Raw genomic sequence first — 19816 nt, forward strand, 5'->3', positions numbered from 1 at the left:
ATTGGCGTTCCCAATAGCATCTAATAACAAGACGACACTATGAGCACCTCACGTTTTGCGTTATGCGCGTTGGCAGGCGCCGTCACGCTGGCATTGCAAGCACAGGCTTTTGCAGAAGAACCCACCATCGTGGTGACCGGTACAGAGCAGGGCAGCGCGCTCCCTGCCTGGACCAACAGCGCCACGAAATCAGCCGTCGCGGAAAGTAAAACGCCCCAGGTGATCAACACCATCGCCGCTAAAGAGATTGAGCAGCGGCACGCCAGTTCGGTAAACGAGATCCTGCGCTATGCGCCGGGCGTTTCCACGGAGGTGCGCGGGAGCACCTCTTACATGAGCGAGTACAAAATCCGCGGGTTTAACGTCGAGCAGGAGTTCTACAACGGCCTGCAACTTCCCTATAACGTCACCGGGAACACTAAAGCGCGAATCGATCCGCTGCTGATTGAGAGCGTCGATATTCTGAAGGGGCCGTCATCCGTGCTGTATGGCGGCGGCTCCCCGGGCGGGCTGGTCAATATTCAGAGTAAAAAGCCGCAGAAAGAGGCGAAAACAGAACTGGGCTTTAACACCGGAAACCGCAATCTGAAAGAGGGGTACCTGGATTCCACGGGGCAGATTGCGACCAGCGACTGGAACTATCGCCTGCTGGGTAAAGCGACAGAGAGTGACGAACAGGCGCACACCACGCGCTATGAAAACTATCTGGTGGCCCCCTCCGTGACCTGGCAGCCGGATGACAAAACGCGCCTGACCATTGACGCGCTGGCGCAAAATACGCCGAGCCTGACGCCGTCTGATCCGATGCCGCTAAGCTATCTACGGTCTAAATACGCCGATCGTCGTGACTATGCCGGGGATGAGTGGAGCGGCTTTAAGCAGCGTCAGTGGATGCTGGGCTACAGCTTTGAACATGAGTTTGACAGTGGCTGGGGCTTTAGCCAGAAAGCGCGCTACTTTGACGTGGACACCCACCAGCGCAGCGCCTATTCAACCGGGACGGGCAGCGAGGTCTACCAGCTTAACCGCTTCGCCTATACCACGGATGAAGATTTACAGAGCTTCAACATTGATAACCAGGTCACCCGAACCGTCGCGCTGGGGGACTGGAAACATCATCTGCTGGCGGGCTTTGACTACCAGAAGCTGAACTCTCACTTCCATTATCGTTACGCCTCGTCCACACCGGGTATCGATATGCGTAATCCGGATCACTCGCAGATCGATAACGATGCGCTGGGGCTTGAAACCGCGCAGAAAAACCGTCTCAGCTATCAGCAGAATGGCTATTACCTCCAGGATCAGATTGCGTTTGGCGGGCTGAACGTGCTGGCCAGCCTGCGCTATGACGACTACCGTTCTGTCACCAGCAACTATCTGCAAAACGGTGACAAAGCCTGGGTATCGCAGGATCGCCTCACCAAGCGACTGGGCGCGCTTTATGCCTTCGACAATGGTCTCTCGCCGTTTATCAGCTATTCGGAAGGGTTCGCCCCGGTATCGCCGCAGGGCACGCTGACCGCGAAAGACGTTAAGCCCACCACCAGCAAGCAGGTGGAGGGTGGGGTGAAATACCTGCTGGCGGATTACGCAACCACCTTCACCGCCTCGGTGTTTAACATTCGTCAGAAAAATGTGGTGACCAGCGATCCGGGCTTCCTCAACTATCGCCAGACCGGGGAAGTGGAATCGAAAGGTGCGGAGCTTTCCGCTATGAGTCGTCCAACGGATAACCTGACGCTGATTGCCAACTACGCCTACACCCACGCCATCAATACCGAAGATGACAAGTACCAGGGCAAACGACCGACGCAGATCCCTGAGAACGCCTTTAATCTGTGGGGGGATTACACCTTTGACAGCACGCCGCTGAGAGGGTTAACGCTGGGGGCAGGGGCACGCTACACCGGGCCGATGGAGATCTCGCCAGCCAACGACGCAGGCAAGCTGGGCGGTACGACGCAATACGATCTGGCGGCGTCTTACCGCATGGGCGAGCTGGCGCCATCGCTGGAGGGGCTGACGTTGAAAGCGAGCGCGCAGAACGTCACCAACAAAGAGACGCTCACCTGCTATGACGCGACCAACTGCTGGATAGGCCGTGACCGCACGTTCCAGGTCGGGGCGAGTTACAGCTTCTGAAAAAAGCCCGGTGGCGCTTCGCTACCGGGCCAATCTATTGCACGGAACCGTCCCCTCGCCCCACCGGGGAGAGGGTCAGGGTGAGGGGCGCTACTGCGCCGCCTGTTTCGCAGGTGCAACATCATCGTTTGCCGCAGGCTGATTCTCCGGTACGCTGTCGCACGGCTTCTCTTTCGGGCAGACCATGTCCAGCATCCTGAGCGTCACGCCGTTACTCCAGCCGAAACCGTCCTGCAACGGATACTCACCGCCGCCACCGCCGGTACCGGTCGAAGAGACATCGTACTTCTCAACCAGTTTCTTCTCGCGATCGTAGGTATGCTGAACGTTTTTCAGGAAACGCCAGGTTACGTCCATCGCCACTTTCTGCTGACCATAGTTCTGCAACCCTTCCACCGCTACCCACTGCAACGGCGCCCAGCCGTTCGGCGCATCCCACTGCTGCCCGCTGTTGATGGTGGTGGTAGAAATACCGCCCGGTTTCAGCAGGCGTGACGACGCGGCTGCGGCCACTTTATCGGCGCGATCCTGTGATGTGGCCTTCACATACAGCGGGAAGAGGGCTGCGGCCGTCAGCTGATTACGCACCTTCCCGGTTTTCAGATCGTAATCCGCATACCAGCCCTCTTTATCGTTCCACAGGTGGCTTTCCATGGCTTTCTGACGTGCGGAGGCCAGCGCGTCATATTTACTTGCACTGGCGTTATCGCCGTCTTCCTGACTGGCGCGGGCCAGCAGTTTTTCCATCTTAAACATCAGCGCATTCAGATCCACCGGCACGATGCTGGTGGTGCGGATGGTACCCAGCTTCTGTGGATCGTCCATCCAGCGGGAGCTGAAATCCCAGCCCGAGGCCGCGGCAGAGCGCAGATCGCGGTAAATCTCGGTGGCCGGACGGTTAGGGTTATTTTTGGCGGTGGTCACGTCATCCAGCCACGACTCAGGGCGCGGCGTGTCCCGATCGTCCCAGTAGCGGTTGAGGATCGAGCCGTCAGCCAGTTTCACCACGCGTTTGTTCGCCTGACCAGGCTGGAGCCCATCAGCCCCCTCCATCCAGTAAGCGTACTCTTTCTCCATCTGCGGACGGTATTTCTTCAACGCGTCGCTGTCATGCGTGGCCAGCAATTCCACCATCAGCGAGAAGAAAGGCGGCTGAGAGCGGCTCAGGTAGTAGCTGCGGTTACCGTTAGGGATATGGCCCCAGGTATCAAGCTCGTAAGCGAAGTTGTCCACCATGTCGCCGATCTTATCCCAGTGGCCGCTCTCGGCCAGCCCCAGCATGGTGAAATAGCTGTCCCAGTAATAGACTTCGCGGAAGCGTCCTCCCGGCACGACATAGGGCTTTGGCAGGGGCAGGAGGGAGTCCCATTTGTTCGCTTTGTCAGTGGTGCGGGTCAGTACAGGCCACAGATCGTCTATGTGTTCGCGCAGGCTCTGGCCCTCAGGGGGAACGTATTTCTCACCTTCCTTCGGCAGGATAAAGTTCATCTCTACGAAGTGGCGCAGGTCAAAACCGGACTGGGTATGCTGCATCCGGTAATCCGCCAGGATGGTTAGCGGGTCGCTTTTGGGAACGGCATCCGCGAAGGTTTTCTGATCCGGGAACAGTTTGGCGCTCTGTACTTCATTAAAGAGGGGGCCAAGGAGAATATCAGGTGAGCTTTGCTGGCTCGTTGGCTGGTCTTCAGCATAACCAAATGCGGTAACACCGAGTAGGGCGCCTGCCAACGTAAGGTGTAACAAGCCAGGGCGTAGCATTCGAGTTTTTATCATCGGTTCATCTCCATTCGTCGCTGGGCAGCGTCACCGCTGTCGTCAATCACCTGAAAACCTTAGACGAATATTGCCCGCTTCGCGTGTTAGATATCCCATTTTGCGCATTACCAGACAATTTACCGCCGCGCCCGGACGTGAGAAGCGCGCCGAAAACTATTTACTCGGGGAATGTTTTCTGGGGAATGATTTTAATTAAATATCCTGTCAGGGCACACTATGAATATTGACCAGGCTTATGGGTTGCAACCTTTTTTAATTCTGTGAACGGGGTTGTGTTTCTTTATTACATTCCGCGAATAACTTTCCGTGAAGGTCACACAAAGTAAAAAACATAACCGACATAACAAAAAACATAATAGCCTGCCGAAAAACATTTAGACGAAATAGAGTGGCCCATCACTTCGGGTATTCACTTTTATTTCAGGATGGATTCTATGCAATTAAAAAAAATGGTTGTCCTCGTGGGGGCACTCTGTTCTGGCTCTCTTTTTGCGGCACAAAGCGCGACGAGCGTAGATGAAAAACTGGCGCAACTGGAGGCGCAAATCGAGGCGTTGAAACAACAGCAGGCGGCCAGTCAGCAGGCTGCTCCCGTGGTCGTCCAGTCAGAAGAGCCCGTCAATAAAGACGCACCACCGAAGCTGACGCTTTCGGGCTTTGGAGATATAAAATTTTATGGCGATGTGGAATTTAATATGGATGCTGCCAGCAAAACCGGCAGTCTGACTTCTGTTAAGCAAAGTGCTAATAGCGACTGGGCGCCGGGAGATAAAGAACGGTGGGATATTAATGGTCGTATTTTGCTGGGGTTTGATGGTTATAGAAAAATGGATAACGGCCATTTTTCCGGATTTTCTGTACAACCACTGGGCGATTTGGCAGGGCAAATGTACCTTGATGATGCGGTATTTTTCTTTGGCGCAGAAAACGACTGGGAAATTAAAGTTGGACGTTTTGAAGCCTACGATATGTTCCCGCTCAACCAGGATACCTTTGTTGAATACTCGGGCAATACAGCGGACGATCTTTATAGCGACGGCTATGGTTACATTTATATGCTGAAAGAGGGGCGTGGCCGTACCGACAGCGGCGGTAACTTCCTGATGAGTAAAACGCTGGATAACTGGTATTTCGAGCTGAATACGCTGTTCAAAGACGGCAGCGATCTGTACGTCGACCAGCGCTACCATGGCGCGGAACTGGATAATGATAAGAACGTCGCCTATGTCCGGCCAGTTATTTCGTGGCAGGACGGCCCGTTCTCAACGGCCGTCGCCATGGAAACCAATCTGGTCAACAATGCTTATGGCTATCGGGATGACGCGGGTCGTTGGGTCGATCAGTCTGACCGCACCGGTTACGGATTCACCATGACCTGGGCTATATTTATGCACATAACGAAATCGACGAATTTAACACTTCAACCTTTGACGCAGAGTGTGAGAATGATTGCTGGATCACCGATCCGGGTGAGTATGATATTCACACTGTCCATGCGTCATACCTTATTCCCAACGTAATGAAGATGAAGAACTTTAACATTTACCTGGGCGCCTACGCTTCGTGGGTGAACGCGTCGCCGAAAAAGGGAAGCGATAAGAACGACGATCGTTATGGCGGTCGTGTGCGGTTTAAATATTATTTCTAGTATCATGATGCCCCCCTGTTAGCAGGCAGAGGGGCCATTTTGCAGGCCGGGTATGCGCAAGCGTCACCCGGCAATACGATCGGCTACAACCCTTTCTTATCCATCAGCACCGCCAGATCCACCAGACGGTTCGAGAAGCCCCATTCGTTGTCATACCACGACAGGATCTTCACCATATTCCCGCCAATCACCAGCGTTGAAAGCCCGTCGATGATGGATGAGCGCGGGTCGCCCTGATAATCACTGGAGACCAGCGGTTCATCGCTGTAGCCCAGGATGCCTTTCAGCGGCCCGCTGGCGGCAGCCTGACGGAACGCGTCATTCACCTCCTCAGCGGTCACGTTGCGGCTCAGCGTCACCGTCAGATCGACAATCGACACCACCGGAACCGGCACGCGCAGGGAATACCCGGTGAGTTTACCGTCAAGCTCAGGGATCACTTTCCCGAGCGCTTTTGCCGCGCCGCTGGAGTAAGGCACAATCGATAATGCTGCCGCGCGCGCGCCGCGCAGATCTTTTTCCGGCTGGTCATGCAGCGCCTGGCTGTTGGTGTAGGCATGCGTGGTGTTCATCAGCCCGTGCTCAATGCCAAACTGCTGGTGCAGCACCTGCGCCGCTGGCGCCAGACCATTAGTGGTGCAACTCCCGTTGCTGACCACAAAATGCTGGGCCGGATCGTACAGCGTGTGGTTCACACCCATCACCACCGTCAGATCATCATTTTTAGCCGGGGCGGAAATAATGACGCGTTTTGCGCCGCCGCTCGTGATATGCACCGCCGCTTTTTCACGTTCGGTGAAGAAGCCGGTTGCTTCAATTACCACCTCAACGCCTGCGTCTTTCCACGCAATGTTTGCCGGGTCGCGTTCACTGAATACGGTGATGCGTTGCCCGTCAACCTGTAGCGCGCCGTCCGCCGCTTCCACAGGCACCGGCAGCGTGCCGAGCAGAGAGTCATATTTCAGCAGATGGGCGAGGGTTTTACTGTCCGTCAGATCGTTAATGGCCACAATCTGGAGATCCGGGTTGCCCAGCGCCGCGCGCAGGACATTACGTCCGATACGGCCGAAACCGTTAATACCGACCTTAACCATGATGCACTCCTTATCTGTGTTGTCTGGAGTTACTGTAGGCGTCAGGTCAGATGGCGTAAATGACAAAAAAGGATCATATTACGCCATTCTGCGGCAGTGGAAGCGCTGACGGTATTCGCCCGGCGTGAGATGAAGCTGCTTTTCAAAAACGCGGCGCAGGTTGATGCTGGTACCAAACCCGCTTTTTTCGGCAATGACCTCAAGCGGATCCTGGGTCTGCTCCAGAAGCTGTCGGGCGGCGGCCAGACGCGCTTCGGTGACATAACGGGCCGGAGGCACGCCCACGTCACGCGTGAACACGCGGGTGAAATTGCGCGGGCTCATGGCGACCCGTTCGGCCAGCCTTTCGACGCACAAATCTGCGGTGAGGTTTTGCAGGATCCAGCTTTGCAGTTCGCTGACTGGTCCGGTCGCGCCAGACTGCTCCAGATTATAGCGGCTGAACTGTAGCTGGCCGCCAGGCCGACGCAGGTACATCACCATATCCTGCGCCACATTGCGGGCGAGGGTGAAGCCGTAATCATCCTCCACCAGCGCCAGCGTCAGGTCAAACCCGGAGCTGACGCCGCCGGACGTCCAGACGGGGCCATCCTGAACATAGAGCGGGCCGCCCTCAACGTTGACCGCAGGATAGCGGGTTTTCAGGGTTTCCAGAAGCCGCCAGTGGGTCGTTGCCCGGCGCCCATCGAGCAATCCGGCCTGTGCCAGCAGCAGGGCCCCGCCGCAGACAGAGGCGACGCGTCGCGCATGCGGCGCGGCCAGGTGCAGCCAGTCCACCACGGCGGTGCTCTCCAGCTCATTCATGCCGCGGCCGGTAATAATGATCGTGTCCAGCGGCTCGCGCGGATCCAGCTCCGGCAGGCGATAGTCCGCCAGCAGGTTCAAACCGGACTGGCCATGGATCACCAGATGAGGCTGGGTGGTGGCGATAATGATGCGGTAGCGGGGCTGCGCAAGGCCGTCCGGGTGCAGCCGGTTGGCCTGCATCAGAATGTCGGCGATACCGGCGGCTTCAAACAACATGCCACCATCAGGAACGATAATCAGGATCTTCTTCATGTCCTGAAAAGTACCTTTATCACAAAATAAGTCAAGAGGAGAGCGTTGACTGTATGATCCACGGTTCTGTTCAAACGCCCGATGCTGGACACGGCACGTCTTTTGTACCCCAATTACACAGTCTTTGCCGCTCGTACTGCGAGCTATGGACGGGAAAAGCAAAGAATGCATAACAAATTTTCATCATGTTAGTAATAAGTCGTCGCAATGAAGAAAAGCAAGCGATAGTGTAGTGACGATAAAATACAAAATAGAATTCGCCAGGCGAAAGCAGCGTTTTTATCCGCCATTCGGGAGGGTGTGGTTATATTTTAAGCAATGCTCTGGTGAATGAAGTTGTAGTGAGACTTAATTATTCATACGACCCGGAAGAGAAAAAATCACCGTCAGAGAGAGGGAGCATAAAGTTAATTTGTGGCGTGAAATTAATTTCTCGATCCTTACTATGTTTTCTTAATTCGCTGGGATGGCGTCCCTGAGTTTTGTAGAGATGCTATCAATACATTAAATAATTCATGTGAAATATATTCATGCGCAACTGAAAAATTCTCCATTCTACTAATTATGGTAGTGGCGAAAATAGCGATGCTACGTTAGTGATAATGGTTCTCTTTTGTGTATTTTTGTTTTTAAATCATAGCATTGCATGGCTTGTGTATTTTTCAGATTAATCTCAGGGTGGGGCGGTTGCTTCATTAAACAGTAGTAGAGAGAAAGGAAATATTGAAAAGGTGACCAGCTCATGTAAACTTGTTTACCGTTTGTCAAAATATGTCAGGATTACGCTGGGCCTTATTCTCAAGGCTCGTGCGGTAGCTATGCCCAAATAATAGTAACGCCCCGGAAAAACCTGACTATTTTAACAATAGCACCTAAGTCAAATTTTATCCCCTCTCTTCATCCTCTAAATATCGCTACGGAAAAGCATATGAAACTGCGCGTATTGTTATCACTTTTGTTTGTTATGGCGGTGGCGGGCTGTAAGGCGCCGCAGAAACCAGCGATCACCGATGATACGATTGTGACCAGCCAGGTGAATGGCATCACGCTGACGCACCGTCACGCTGTTACCCCTCCGGCGGAGTTCACTCAGGTGAATGAACCGTACCGTGCCATGTACCCGGCATCCCTGATGAGCCGTCCTGACTACGGCGGAAAAGTGATCCGTACGCTTGAGACCGGCAAAACTTACGTTGTGCTGGGGCAGGTTGAACATTTCTGGATGGCGCTGGCCGATGAAGGGAGTGAACAGCTGATTGGTTACGTGCCGATGCGTGCCGTGATCAAGGCTGACCAGTACGAAGCCACCGTGCGTAAACAGGCACTGCGCCCGAAAGCGCGTAAGAAAACCACCTGTGTTGATGTCGATGGCAACAGCAAAGCCTGCAAAGACAGCGCGAACGGTACCTGGATCCTGAACTAAACGGGTTTCACGAGCATATTTTTATGAATAATAAAAATTTTCATCGGATGTGGTTCCCTTTTTTTGCGTTGATTCTCGCGCTGATCGGTGGTTGTACGTCGTCTTCACACAGCGACCCCTCCCGCTACAATCTTCAGTTTCAGGCTCATCCTCAAATCAATGATTCTGCACCGCTTAAGGTCAGAGTGTTGCTGCTGAAATCCGATGCGGATTTCATGTCCAGTGACTTCTACTCCTTACAGAACAATGCGTCAGCCACGCTTGGCGCGAATCTGCTGAACAGCGATGTGTTCTTCCTGATGCCGGGCCAGCTTTCGAAAACCCTGAGCGGACAAAGCTCACCGGAAGCGCGCTATATCGGCGTGATGGCGGAATACCAGGCGCTGGACGGCAAAAAATGGCGCGTCTCACTTCCTTTGCCTGTTCCCGGCGAAAACGCGATTTACCAGTTCTGGAAATGGTCCGCAGATGAACTCCAGGCCAGCGTCTTTCTTGACGTAAATGGTATCCGGGTCATCAGCCAGTAACGCCCTTCATAACAGGAAAGAGATCATCATGACGAAAGCAGAAAAGGTCGTCTGGACCGAGGGCATGTTCCTGCGTCCCCACCATTTTCAGCGGACAGAAAGCTACCTCCTCAACCACGTTCGTGAGTGGGGGGCCTTGCAGCGATCGTATCTTTGGGGCTTTCTCGACCTTGAGCTGGATGAAGCGATGCTTCGCCAGGGCTGTATTGCCCTGAGCTACTGTAGCGGTTTGCTGCCTGACGGCACCTTTTTCCAGGTTCGCAGCGACCGCAACGGTCCGGCTCCGCTAAAAATCCCCGATAATCTCACCAATGAAAAGGTGGTGCTTGCGCTGCCGGTTCGTCGCGGTGGCCGTGAAGAGGTGATTTTCAGCGAGGAGCAGTCTTCTCTGGCGCGTTTTATTACCTTTGAACAAGAGGTGGAAGACGACAACGCCATGTCGGTCGGGGAGGCGACGGTCCAGTTTGGCCGCCTGCGTCTGACCCTGATGCTGGAGAAAGATCTGACGGCAGAATGGACCGCCATCGGCGTGGCGTACGTCACCGAAAAGCGCAACGATAACCACGTGCGGCTGGATAACAGCTACATCCCGCCAATGCTGAACACCAATAACAGCCCGCAGCTGTACGGCATGATCAATGACCTGCACGGCTTGCTGGTGCAGCGTAGCCAGCAGATCGGCGGTCGACTGCGCCAGCCGGGGCGTTTCAATACGTCCGAGATGGTTGAGTTCACGCTTCTCTCGCTGATCAACCGCCACCTTGGCGACGTCTCACATTTAAAAACGCTGCCGCTGCTTCACCCGGAAGCGCTCTGGCGCAGCTGGCTGCCGTTTGCCACGGAGCTCGCCACCTGGACGCCGCAGCGTACCGCAGAGAGCATACTGCCGGTATACGACCATGACGATCTCGCCGTTTGCTTCAGCAAACTGATGCTGATGCTGCGTCAGGGGCTGTCGCTGGTCATGGAAGATCATGCCATCCAGCTGCCGCTGCACGAACGCTCCCACGGGCTGAACATCGCCACCGTGCCGGAGACCAGCATGGTCCGCGAATTTGGCTTCGTGCTGGCGGTAAAAGCCAATGTCCCCGGCGAACACCTGCAAACCCATTTCCCTGCCCAAATGAAGGTTGCGCCAGTGTCGAAAATTCGCGATCTGGTCCAGCTCCAGCTGCCGGGCATCATGCTTCGGGCAATGCCCGTCGCGCCGCCGCAGATCCCGTGGCATGCAGGCTACAGCTATTTCGAGCTCGAGAGGGGCAGCGAACTGTGGCACGAGATGGACAAGTCCGGGGCATTCGCGCTGCATCTCGCAGGGGAATTCCCGGGTCTCGATATGGAGTTCTGGGCCATCCGTAGCCCGACAGAATAATAAAGCGAGCGCTTAATATGCAGGAACGACAGGATACCGGCAGTGATGCCGTGTTTACCGGAGCCAGTGGGAACAATCAGCTGGTGGCGGCCGCCAATCCGCTGCTCAATGCGATTCCGCAAATCCGTCATTCGGTTTCCCACGACGATCAGGTCGGGCTGCGCCAGCGCCTGATTGACGAAATTCGCCGTTTCGAAGTGCGATGCCAGCAGGCGGGCTTACCGTATGAAGTGATTGTCGGCGCGCGCTACTGCCTCTGCACGGCGCTGGACGAAGCCGCCGCGCTGACCCCGTGGGGAAGCAGCGGCGTCTGGTCAAGCAATGGTCTGCTGGTGACGTTTCATAACGAAACCTGGGGCGGTGAGAAGTTTTTCCAGCTGCTGGCGCGTCTGTCGCAGAATCCGCGCGAACACATTCTGCTGCTGGAGATGATCAACTACTGTCTGCTGCTCGGCTTTGAAGGCCGCTACCGCGTGCTGGACAATGGCCGGACCCAGCTTGAAACCATCAAACAGCGCCTGTGGCAGATGATCCGTGGCGTGCGCGGCAGCTATCCGCCGCCGCTCTCGCCGCACCCGGAAGATCGCCCCGTTCTGCGCAAGCTCTGGCGGCCGATGATCCCACTCTGGGCGTGCGTGGCGCTGGTCGGCTTTATCGCCTGCCTGTTCTATATCGTGCTGAACTGGCGTCTGGGTGATAACACCAGCCCGGTGCTGGCGAAAATTTACCAGTCCCAACTGCCGGAAACCACCATCCAGCAGCCTGCGCGTCAGCTGCCAGCGGTGCTGAACCTGCGCGGCTTCCTGAAACCAGAAATTGATGCCGGTCTGGTGGCCGTTAAGGATGAGGCGGATCGCAGCGTGGTGATCCTGAAAGGGGACGGACTCTTTGCCTCGGCCTCAACGGTGGTGCGCGATCGCTATGAGCCGGTCATCGACCGCATCGCCCAGGCGATGAATAACGTCAGCGGCAAAATTCTGGTGGTGGGGTACAGCGACAACGTGCCGATCCGCAGCGCACGCTTCGCTTCTAACTATGAACTCTCGCTTGAGCGCGCCCGTTCGGTGCAAAAACAGCTCCAGGGTAGCCTCTCGCAGCCTGAGCGCGTCAAAGCCGAAGGGCGGGGTGAGATCAACCCGGTAGCGCCTAACACCACGCCTGAAAATCGCGCCCGTAACCGCCGCGTAGAGATTACGCTGCTGGTATCGCCTGACAATACCCAGGCCGAGCTGAACGGATTGCCGCAAGGAAACTAAGGATGCTGACAACTCTACTTTCTATACTGACCAATCGCATTCTGTGGAGCTTCCTGGGCGTAACGGCGCTCGCGGCGGTCATCTGGATGATTGGCCCGCTGTTGTCCATCGTGGATACCCGGCCCCTTGAATCAGAGCAGAACCGCGTCATCAGCATTGCGGTGGTCTACCTGATTTGGGCCCAGAGCCACATTCTGCCGCGGCTGTATAACGCCTGGCTGAACCGTAAGCTGATGGACAAGCTCAACGAAAATACCACCAGCCCGGAGGCGGCCGATCCGCAGAAACGTCTGAACAGCGAGGAGCAGATCCTTGCCGGGCGTTTCGATGAAGCCGCCCAGATGCTGAAAAAAGCCCACTTCAGCAAAGCGGGACATGGCGCGCAGTGGACGCAGCGCTTTAGCACGCAGTACCTCTATCAGCTGCCGTGGTACGTCATTATTGGCGCGCCGGGTTCCGGTAAAACCACCGCGCTGGCCAACTCCGGGCTGCAATTCCCGCTGGCGGATCGCTTCGGTAAAACCGCGCTGCGCGGCATTGGCGGCACGCGCAACTGTGACTGGTGGTTTACCAACGAGGCGGTTCTGCTGGATACCGCGGGGCGCTACACCACTCAGGAGAGCGAGCAGGTTCAGGACGCCGGGGAGTGGCTGGAATTTATCAACCTGCTGCGTAAATACCGCCGTCGCCAGCCCATTAACGGCGTGATTATCACCATCAGCATTTCCGACCTGCTTTCGCAGTCCGCTGAGGCCTCGCGCCAGCAGGCGGTCAACCTGCGCCAGCGTCTCTCCGAGCTGCATGAACAGCTGGGTATTCGCTTCCCGGTGTATGTGATGGTGACCAAAGCGGACCTGCTTAAAGGCTTCCGCGCCTGGTTTGCGGATTACGACAAAGCCCAGCGCGACCAGATCTGGGGCTTTACGCTGCCGTGGGAGCAGACCAAACACGCCGATTACGACCTGATGGGCAACTTCCAGCAGGAATTTTCCCTGCTGCAACAGCGTCTGGATGCTGGCCTTCCGGAAACCATGCTCAAAGAGCATGACGCCAAAACCCGTGCGGAAGCCTATCTCTTCCCGCAGGAGTTCGCCGCGCTGCGTCCGCTGCTGGCTGACTACCTGAGCACGGTCTTTGCCCGCTCAAACTTCGAAACCGAATTTTCTCCGCGCGGCATCTACTTTGCCAGCGGCACTCAGGAAGGGATGCCGTTTGACCGCGTGATGGGCGAGCTGAACCGCGCGCTCTCCTTACCTGAAGGGGGGGAAAGCACGCGCTGGGATTCGGTGAGCAAAGAGGCGCCGATCCCGGGCGCGAAGGGCCAAAGCTTCTTCATTAAAAACCTGCTGCAAAACGTCATTTTCCAGGAAGCGGGCATCGCCGGGGAAAACCGCTGGTGGGAGCTGCGCAACCGCGCCGTGATGTGGTCCGGCTACGCGGCGCTGCTGGCCCTGCTGGTGATCCTGGGTGGCCTGTGGCTGACCAGCTACGCCAAAAATAAAGCCTATCTGGAAGAAGTGGACGAAAAAGTGCCGATGCTGGAGCAGCAGAGCAAGGCGCTGCAAAACCAGCCCCAGCGCGATCTGTTTGCGCTTCTGCCGCTGCTTAACAGCCTGGTGGATCTGCCGAAAAGCAATGCCTTCGACGTTAACGACCCGCCGGTTTCCCGCCGCATGGGGCTTTATCGCGGGGATGACGTCAGTGATGCCTCGCAGTCTCTGTACCAGAAGGCGCTGGATCAGATGCTGCTGCCCGCCGTGGCAATGCACATTACCACCTGGCTGCGCAACGACAACGGCAGCGACGTGGAGTACAGCTACGAGGCGCTGAAAGCCTATCAGATGCTCTATCAGCCGAAGCACTATGACGGCAAATTCCTGCACTCGTGGGTGATGCTCAACCTGCAACGCAACCTGCCGCAGAACGTGACGCAGGCGCAGCTTCAGGAGCTGGAATGGCACCTGACGCAGCTGCTGGAGCCAAAAATTCAGGCTTCACCGTATGCGCAGGATGAGGATCTGGTGGCACGTGAAAGGGCGCTTATCAACCAGCAGCCGCTCTCAACACGCGTATATGGCCGCCTGAAACGTCTGCTGGAGCATGATGAAAACCTGAAGCCGGTTTCGCTTTCAGATCTCGGCGGCCCGCAGAGCGAGCTGGTGTTTTCCCGTAAAAGCGGCAAGCCGGTGAGTGAGGGCGTACCGGGCCTCTATACGCCGGACGGCTACTGGAAGAGCTTCAACGACCAGATCGACAGCGTGACCACCGCCCTGCACAAGGACGATGCCTGGGTACTGGGAGCGACCACCGCCCAGGAAGATAAACAGCAGATCGATAACGCCGTGCGCCAGCTCTACATGCGCGACTTTATCGTCAACTGGGATCGCTTTCTCGCTGACATTCAGCTCAACAACAGCGCCGATCTTTCCCAGCGTATTAACACCGCGCGCCTGCTTTCAGGCACCAACTCGCCGCTGCGCCGTCTGGTGCTTAACCTGAGCAAGGTGCTGACCCTGTCGCGCACTGCGCCTGCGCCGGAAGATGCGCAGAAAGCGGAAGACCAAAGCAACCGCGCCACCCGCACGCTGGAAGCGCTGTTCAGCAACGGTGACAATGCCCCGACGCAGGGCGCGGTCGTGACGCAGGCGCCTGAGCAACTGGTGACCGACCACTATGCGCCGATGATTGAGCTGGCGCAGCCGCTGGAGAAGGGTGGCAAGACCATCGTCTTTGACGATTTTCTTAAGCAGGTTGACGAGCTTTATCGCTACCTGACCGCCGTTCAGGATGCGGCAAACAGCGGTATGCCCGCGCCGGGCGGCGATGCAATCAGCCGCCTGCAAGCCAGCGCGGGACGTCTGCCGGGCGGGCTGCAAACCATGTTCAGCAATATGGCCGTCGGCGCCAGCAGCGACACCCAGCGTCGCGATCTGGAGAACGTGCGTAAGCGCATTAACGTGGAAGTGGGTGGGTTCTGCCGTCAGGCGATTGCCGGGCGTTATCCACTGGTGCGCAGCGCCAGCACCGAGGTGACGCCGGACGATCTCGCCCGCATGTTCGCGCCGGGCACCGGACTGATGGACACCTTTTTCCGCGACAACCTGACCAACAAGGTGGACACCACCCAGGCGAACTGGCGCTTTATGCCGGGCATCGACGGTAAAACGCTGTCGGGCAGCGAAGGGCTGTTGCGTCCGTTCCAGCAGGCGCAGTCTGTCCGCGATGCCTTCTTTGCCAACGGCGCGACCACGCCATCCTTTAAGGTCACGGTGCGCACCGTGCGGATGGATAACACCATTCTGAACCTGACGCTGGACGTGGACGGCCAGCTGCTGCGCTACAGCCACGGTCCGCAGGCGGTGCAGATCATGAACTGGCCGGGGCCGGGCGGGACGAACCAGGTGCGTATGCAGCTCGGTCTGACCAATGGCAGCACCGCAACGCTGGTAACTAACGGTTCCTGGGCGCTCAACCGCTTTTTCGACAAGGCGCGCACCAGCCCTGGCGCGGGTAGCCTGAGCCGTCAGGCGACCTTCAACGTCGACGGACATCAGGTCACGCTGGAGTTTGCCCCGAACAGCATCCGCAACCCGTTCCAGCTTCCCCGTTTCTCATGCCCATAACCGCAAGGACAGCCGTATGACGAATACCCCTGCGATGAACCGTTATAGCTGGTATGGCAAATTACCCAGCGCCGGAGATTTTTTGCAGCGTCGCTTTCCGGATACCCTGCAACGCCAGTGGTCGCACTGGTTCCAGGTCGGCCTGCTGGCCTGGCAACAGGAAGAGCAGCGCAGCGGCGAGCGCCCGTTTTCAAAAGCCCCGGTGTGGAACTTTGTCGTCCCGCCGATGCTCGGTAGCCAGATGATTCAGATGGGCTGCCTGCTGCCGGGCCGTGACAGCGTAGGCCGCCACTATCCGGTATGCCTGCAACTGAGCTTCACCCCCGCCGAGTGGTCATCCCGCCTGCTCGGGCAAGCTGAGAGCTGGTACCAGCAGCTTGGCCGTCTGGGGCTGCACGCGGTGCGTAACAGCTATTCTGCCTCCCAGCTGGATGAAATGCTGATGACCATCCCGGCGCCCCAGCCGGTTGAGCCGCAAAAGCGTTCCGACATTCTCGACGTGATTGGCTATGACGACGATGGTCAGAGCACGCTGGGCTGGCCGCAGGCGGCGGAGTGTTTTGATCCGCTGCGCCAGACCAGCTACTGGTGGACAAACCGCTGCGACGGCTATCCGCTGTACACCCACGTCCACAGTGGAAACTTCACCGGGCAGCTCTTTACGCTGCTGTTCGATCCGGCAGGCGGCGCCCGTCCGGGCCGCCACGGTCTTTACCCGCCTATGTTTGAATAAGCAGGGATCTTATGAATATCGATGAATTTCTCGCGCCGATAAGCCCCGATAACCCCTGCGGTGAAAACCTGGAGTACGACGCTGATTTCCAGGCCATGGGTCAGGCCAGTCAGGGTAAAGCCGAGCAGCAGTTTGGCGACACCATCATTCCGGCAGAGCCTGCCGACTGGAACACGGTGGAAAAACTCGCCACCAGCCTGCTGGGTCGCACCAAAGATCTTCGCGTCATGCTGGCGTTAACCCATGCCTGGACGCGTCGTCGCGGGCTGGCAGGTTACGCCGACGGACTAGTGCTGGTGCAGGAAGCCCTGTCCCGTTACTGGGAGCAACTTTACCCGCTGCTGGAAGAGTATGGCGAAACCGATCCGTTCTACCGTATCAACGCCCTCGCCGGGCTGAGTGATAAATCTGACCTGACGGTCGCGGTGCGTAACGCCTCACTGCTCCGCTCAAACGGCGATGAGATTTCGCTCCGTGACGCCCAGGCGCTGCTTGACGGCAGTAAAACCGAGTGTCCGGATTATCCGGGCGGTCGTCCACGACTGATCGATGAGCTGGCCCGGGGCGATCAACCCGGCACCGAAGCGGTAATCGTGATCCACGAACGCCTGCTGGCCATCCGCGAACTGCTTACCGGCTATCTCGGGGAAAGTGGCGTACCGGAGATGGAACAGCTGTTGAAAACCGTCGGACTGGTTTCCAGCGCCTGTCAGGTGACCGATATCAGCAAGCTGCTGCCGAACCGTGACGCGCAGGCTGAACAGCACGCCGAGCCGCAGCCGGTGGCCGCGTCGCCCGTTCAGCAGGTGACGGACTGGCGCAGCGTGCAGGTGACCAGCCGCGCCGACGCCCAGCTGATGCTGGAAAAAGCGAAACAGTATTTTGCGCAGTACGAACCCAGCCATCCCGCACCGCTGATGATTGAACGGGTGCAGCGGCTGTCTGAACTCAACTTTATGGACATTATTCGCGACCTGGCGCCAGACGGCGTTAACCAACTGGAAAACATCTTTGGACGCCGCGAATGACGCGTCCTGGCATTATGACGACAGGCATGGAGTCTGCCGTTTCACCTTCACCGCGCATCTTTGATGGAGAACATCATGGCAATGAGTAACAGTGGACAGAAATTCATCGCACGCAACCGTGCTCCCCGCGTGCAGATCGAGTACGACGTAGAGATCTACGGCGCAGAACGCAAAATTCAGCTGCCGTTTGTGATGGGCGTTATGGCCGATCTGGTTGGCAAGCCGGTGGAAAATCTGCCAGCCGTCGACGAGCGTAAGTTCCTGGAAATCGACATCGACAACTTCGACGAACGCATGAAGGCGCTGAAGCCGCGCGTGGCGTTCCAGGTGGATAACACCCTGACCGGCGAAGGTAAGCTCAACGTCGATCTGACCTTCGACAGCATGGACGACTTCCTGCCGGACGCGGTGGCCCGCAAAGTAGAGCCGCTGAACAAGCTGCTGGAAGCCCGTACCCAGCTCTCCAACCTGCTGACCTACATGGACGGTAAAAACGGTGCGGAAGAGCTGATCGCGAAAATTCTCCAGGATCCGACGCTGCTCAAATCCCTGAGCCAGTTGCCAAAAAATGACGAAAGTGCGAAAGGTAGCGAGGAATAATCGATGAGCAACCAGACTCAACAACACGATCAGCAGGCGGGCCAGGCGTTCAGCCAGGACGAGTTCAGCGCGCTGCTGAATAAAGAGTTCCGCCCGAAAACCGATCAGGCGCGCTCTGCCGTAGAAAGCGCGGTTAAAACCCTGGCGCAGCAGGCGCTGGAAAACACCGTAACCTTCTCAAACGATACCTACCGCACCATTCAGAACCTGATTGCCGGTATTGACGAGCAGCTTTCACAGCAGGTGAACCAGATTATTCACCACGAGGAGTTCCAGAAGCTGGAGAGCGCCTGGCGCGGGCTGAGCTACCTGGTGAACAATACCGAAACCGACGAGATGCTGAAGATCCGTTTTATGAGCATCTCCAAGCAGGAGCTGGGCCGCACCCTCAAGCGCTACAAGGGCGTGGGCTGGGACCAGAGCCCGATCTTCAAAAAAATCTACGAGCAGGAGTACGGCCAGTTCGGTGGCGAGCCGTTTGGCTGCATCGTGGGCGACTACTACTTCGACCACAGCCCGCAGGACGTTGAGCTGCTGGGCGAGATGGCGCGCATCGGCTCTGCGGCCCACTGTCCGTTCATCACCGGCACCGCGCCGGGCGTGATGCAGATGGAGTCCTGGCAGGAGCTGGCTAACCCGCGCGACCTGACCAAAATCTTCCAGAACACCGAATACGCTGCCTGGCGTTCACTGCGTGAATCCGAAGATGCCCGCTATCTGGGCCTGGTGATGCCGCGCTTCCTGTCGCGTCTGCCGTACGGCATTCGCACCAACCCGGTCGACAGCTTCGATTTTGAAGAGCAGACCGACGGCGCGAACCACAACAGCTACTCGTGGGCAAACGCTGCCTATGCGATGGCGGCCAACATCAACCGCTCCTTTAAAGAGTACGGCTGGTGCACCTCGATTCGCGGCGTGGAATCCGGCGGGGCGGTGGAAAACCTGCCGTGCCACACCTTCCCAAGCGATGACGGAGGCGTGGACATGAAGTGCCCGACCGAGATCGCCATCAGCGACCGTCGTGAAGCGGAACTGGCGAAAAACGGCTTTATGCCGCTGGTGCACCGCAAAAACTCCGACTTCGCCGCCTTCATCGGCGCGCAGTCCCTGCAAAAACCGGCCGAGTACCACGACCCGGATGCCACCGCTAACGCGCGCCTGGCCTCCCGTCTGCCGTACCTGTTCGCCTGCTGCCGTTTTGCTCACTACCTGAAGTGCATCGTGCGCGACAAAATCGGCTCCTTCCGCGAGCGCGAAGAGATGGAACGCTGGCTGAACGACTGGGTGATGAACTACGTGGACGGCGACCCGGCGAACTCCTCCCAGGAAACCAAGTCCCGCAAACCGCTGGCGGCTGCGGAAGTGCAGGTGCAGGAAATCGAAGACAACCCGGGCTACTACGCCGCGAAGTTCTTCCTGCGTCCACACTACCAGCTGGAAGGTCTGACCGTTTCCCTGCGTCTGGTATCTAAACTGCCGTCGCTGAAGACGAAGGACGCGTAATGATAATTGCCGCCGGGGGGCCATGCCCGGCG

The 19816-nt window shown here is 57.2% G+C and carries 13 protein-coding genes and 1 pseudogene; 11 read left to right on the forward strand and 3 right to left on the reverse strand.

Annotated features, from left to right (window positions below; all coding sequences use genetic code 11):
* Nucleotides 1-39: 39 nt before the first annotated feature.
* Nucleotides 40-2142 (forward strand): TonB-dependent siderophore receptor, encoded by a 2103-nt coding sequence (locus tag H2Z33_RS18050; RefSeq protein WP_063134693.1) that lies wholly within the window; start codon nt 40-42, stop codon nt 2140-2142.
* A 90-nt stretch (nt 2143-2232) separates the two neighbouring features.
* Here the strand turns inward: H2Z33_RS18050 and H2Z33_RS18055 are convergent, their stop codons facing one another.
* On the reverse strand, nt 2233-3915 hold the full coding sequence (locus H2Z33_RS18055) for an alpha,alpha-trehalase (protein ID WP_063134692.1): 1683 nt from the start codon (nt 3913-3915) through the stop codon (nt 2233-2235).
* A 437-nt stretch (nt 3916-4352) separates the two neighbouring features.
* Between H2Z33_RS18055 and H2Z33_RS18060 the strand changes: the two are divergent.
* Nucleotides 4353-5566: pseudogene (locus H2Z33_RS18060) on the forward strand (carbohydrate porin).
* 83 nt (nt 5567-5649) lie between these two features.
* Here the strand turns inward: H2Z33_RS18060 and gap are convergent.
* Both gap and H2Z33_RS18070 read right to left on the reverse strand, forming a co-directional pair.
* Nucleotides 5650-6660: a type I glyceraldehyde-3-phosphate dehydrogenase gene (gap, locus tag H2Z33_RS18065; protein WP_045907236.1), complete on the reverse strand. Its 1011-nt coding sequence runs from the start codon at nt 6658-6660 to the stop codon at nt 5650-5652.
* Between the two features lie 78 nt (nt 6661-6738).
* Nucleotides 6739-7719 carry a GlxA family transcriptional regulator gene (locus H2Z33_RS18070; RefSeq protein ID WP_015570326.1) on the reverse strand — a complete coding sequence of 327 codons (981 nt, stop codon included), beginning with the start codon at nt 7717-7719 and terminating at the stop codon, nt 6739-6741.
* Between the two features lie 928 nt (nt 7720-8647).
* Between H2Z33_RS18070 and H2Z33_RS18075 the strand changes: the two genes are divergently transcribed.
* The 9 genes from H2Z33_RS18075 to tssC all read left to right on the forward strand — a co-directional run bounded on the left by H2Z33_RS18075 (nt 8648) and on the right by tssC (nt 19784).
* Complete coding sequence (locus H2Z33_RS18075; protein ID WP_006810964.1) at nt 8648-9142, forward strand: hypothetical protein; 495 nt, start codon at nt 8648-8650, stop codon at nt 9140-9142.
* A 23-nt stretch (nt 9143-9165) separates the two neighbouring features.
* Entirely contained in the window at nt 9166-9669 is a 504-nt protein-coding gene (gene tssJ, locus H2Z33_RS18080) for a type VI secretion system lipoprotein TssJ (protein WP_022648418.1), read from the forward strand.
* A 28-nt stretch (nt 9670-9697) separates the two neighbouring features.
* Entirely contained in the window at nt 9698-11041 is a 1344-nt protein-coding gene (tssK, locus tag H2Z33_RS18085; protein ID WP_033486827.1) for a type VI secretion system baseplate subunit TssK, read from the forward strand.
* 17 nt (nt 11042-11058) lie between these two features.
* Nucleotides 11059-12297 carry a DotU family type VI secretion system protein gene (locus H2Z33_RS18090; RefSeq protein WP_003859963.1) on the forward strand — a complete coding sequence of 413 codons (1239 nt, stop codon included), beginning with the start codon at nt 11059-11061 and terminating at the stop codon, nt 12295-12297.
* Between the two features lie 2 nt (nt 12298-12299).
* Nucleotides 12300-15920 (forward strand): type VI secretion system membrane subunit TssM, encoded by a 3621-nt coding sequence (gene tssM / locus H2Z33_RS18095; RefSeq protein ID WP_063134691.1) that lies wholly within the window; start codon nt 12300-12302, stop codon nt 15918-15920.
* A 16-nt stretch (nt 15921-15936) separates the two neighbouring features.
* Nucleotides 15937-16653: a type VI secretion system-associated protein TagF gene (gene tagF, locus H2Z33_RS18100; protein ID WP_015570330.1), complete on the forward strand. Its 717-nt coding sequence runs from the start codon at nt 15937-15939 to the stop codon at nt 16651-16653.
* A gap of 11 nt (nt 16654-16664) precedes the next feature.
* Nucleotides 16665-17681, forward strand: a complete 1017-nt coding sequence (gene tssA / locus H2Z33_RS18105) for a type VI secretion system protein TssA (RefSeq protein ID WP_063134690.1) — start codon at nt 16665-16667, stop codon at nt 17679-17681.
* Between the two features lie 75 nt (nt 17682-17756).
* Nucleotides 17757-18281 (forward strand): type VI secretion system contractile sheath small subunit, encoded by a 525-nt coding sequence (gene tssB / locus H2Z33_RS18110; RefSeq protein ID WP_008502644.1) that lies wholly within the window; start codon nt 17757-17759, stop codon nt 18279-18281.
* Between the two features lie 3 nt (nt 18282-18284).
* Entirely contained in the window at nt 18285-19784 is a 1500-nt protein-coding gene (gene tssC, locus H2Z33_RS18115; protein ID WP_006810956.1) for a type VI secretion system contractile sheath large subunit, read from the forward strand.
* The last annotated feature ends 32 nt before the right edge of the window (nt 19785-19816 follow it).

Source organism: Enterobacter sp. YSU, from assembly GCF_016082135.1.
In the GTDB taxonomy this organism is placed as follows: domain Bacteria; phylum Pseudomonadota; class Gammaproteobacteria; order Enterobacterales; family Enterobacteriaceae; genus Enterobacter; species Enterobacter hormaechei_C.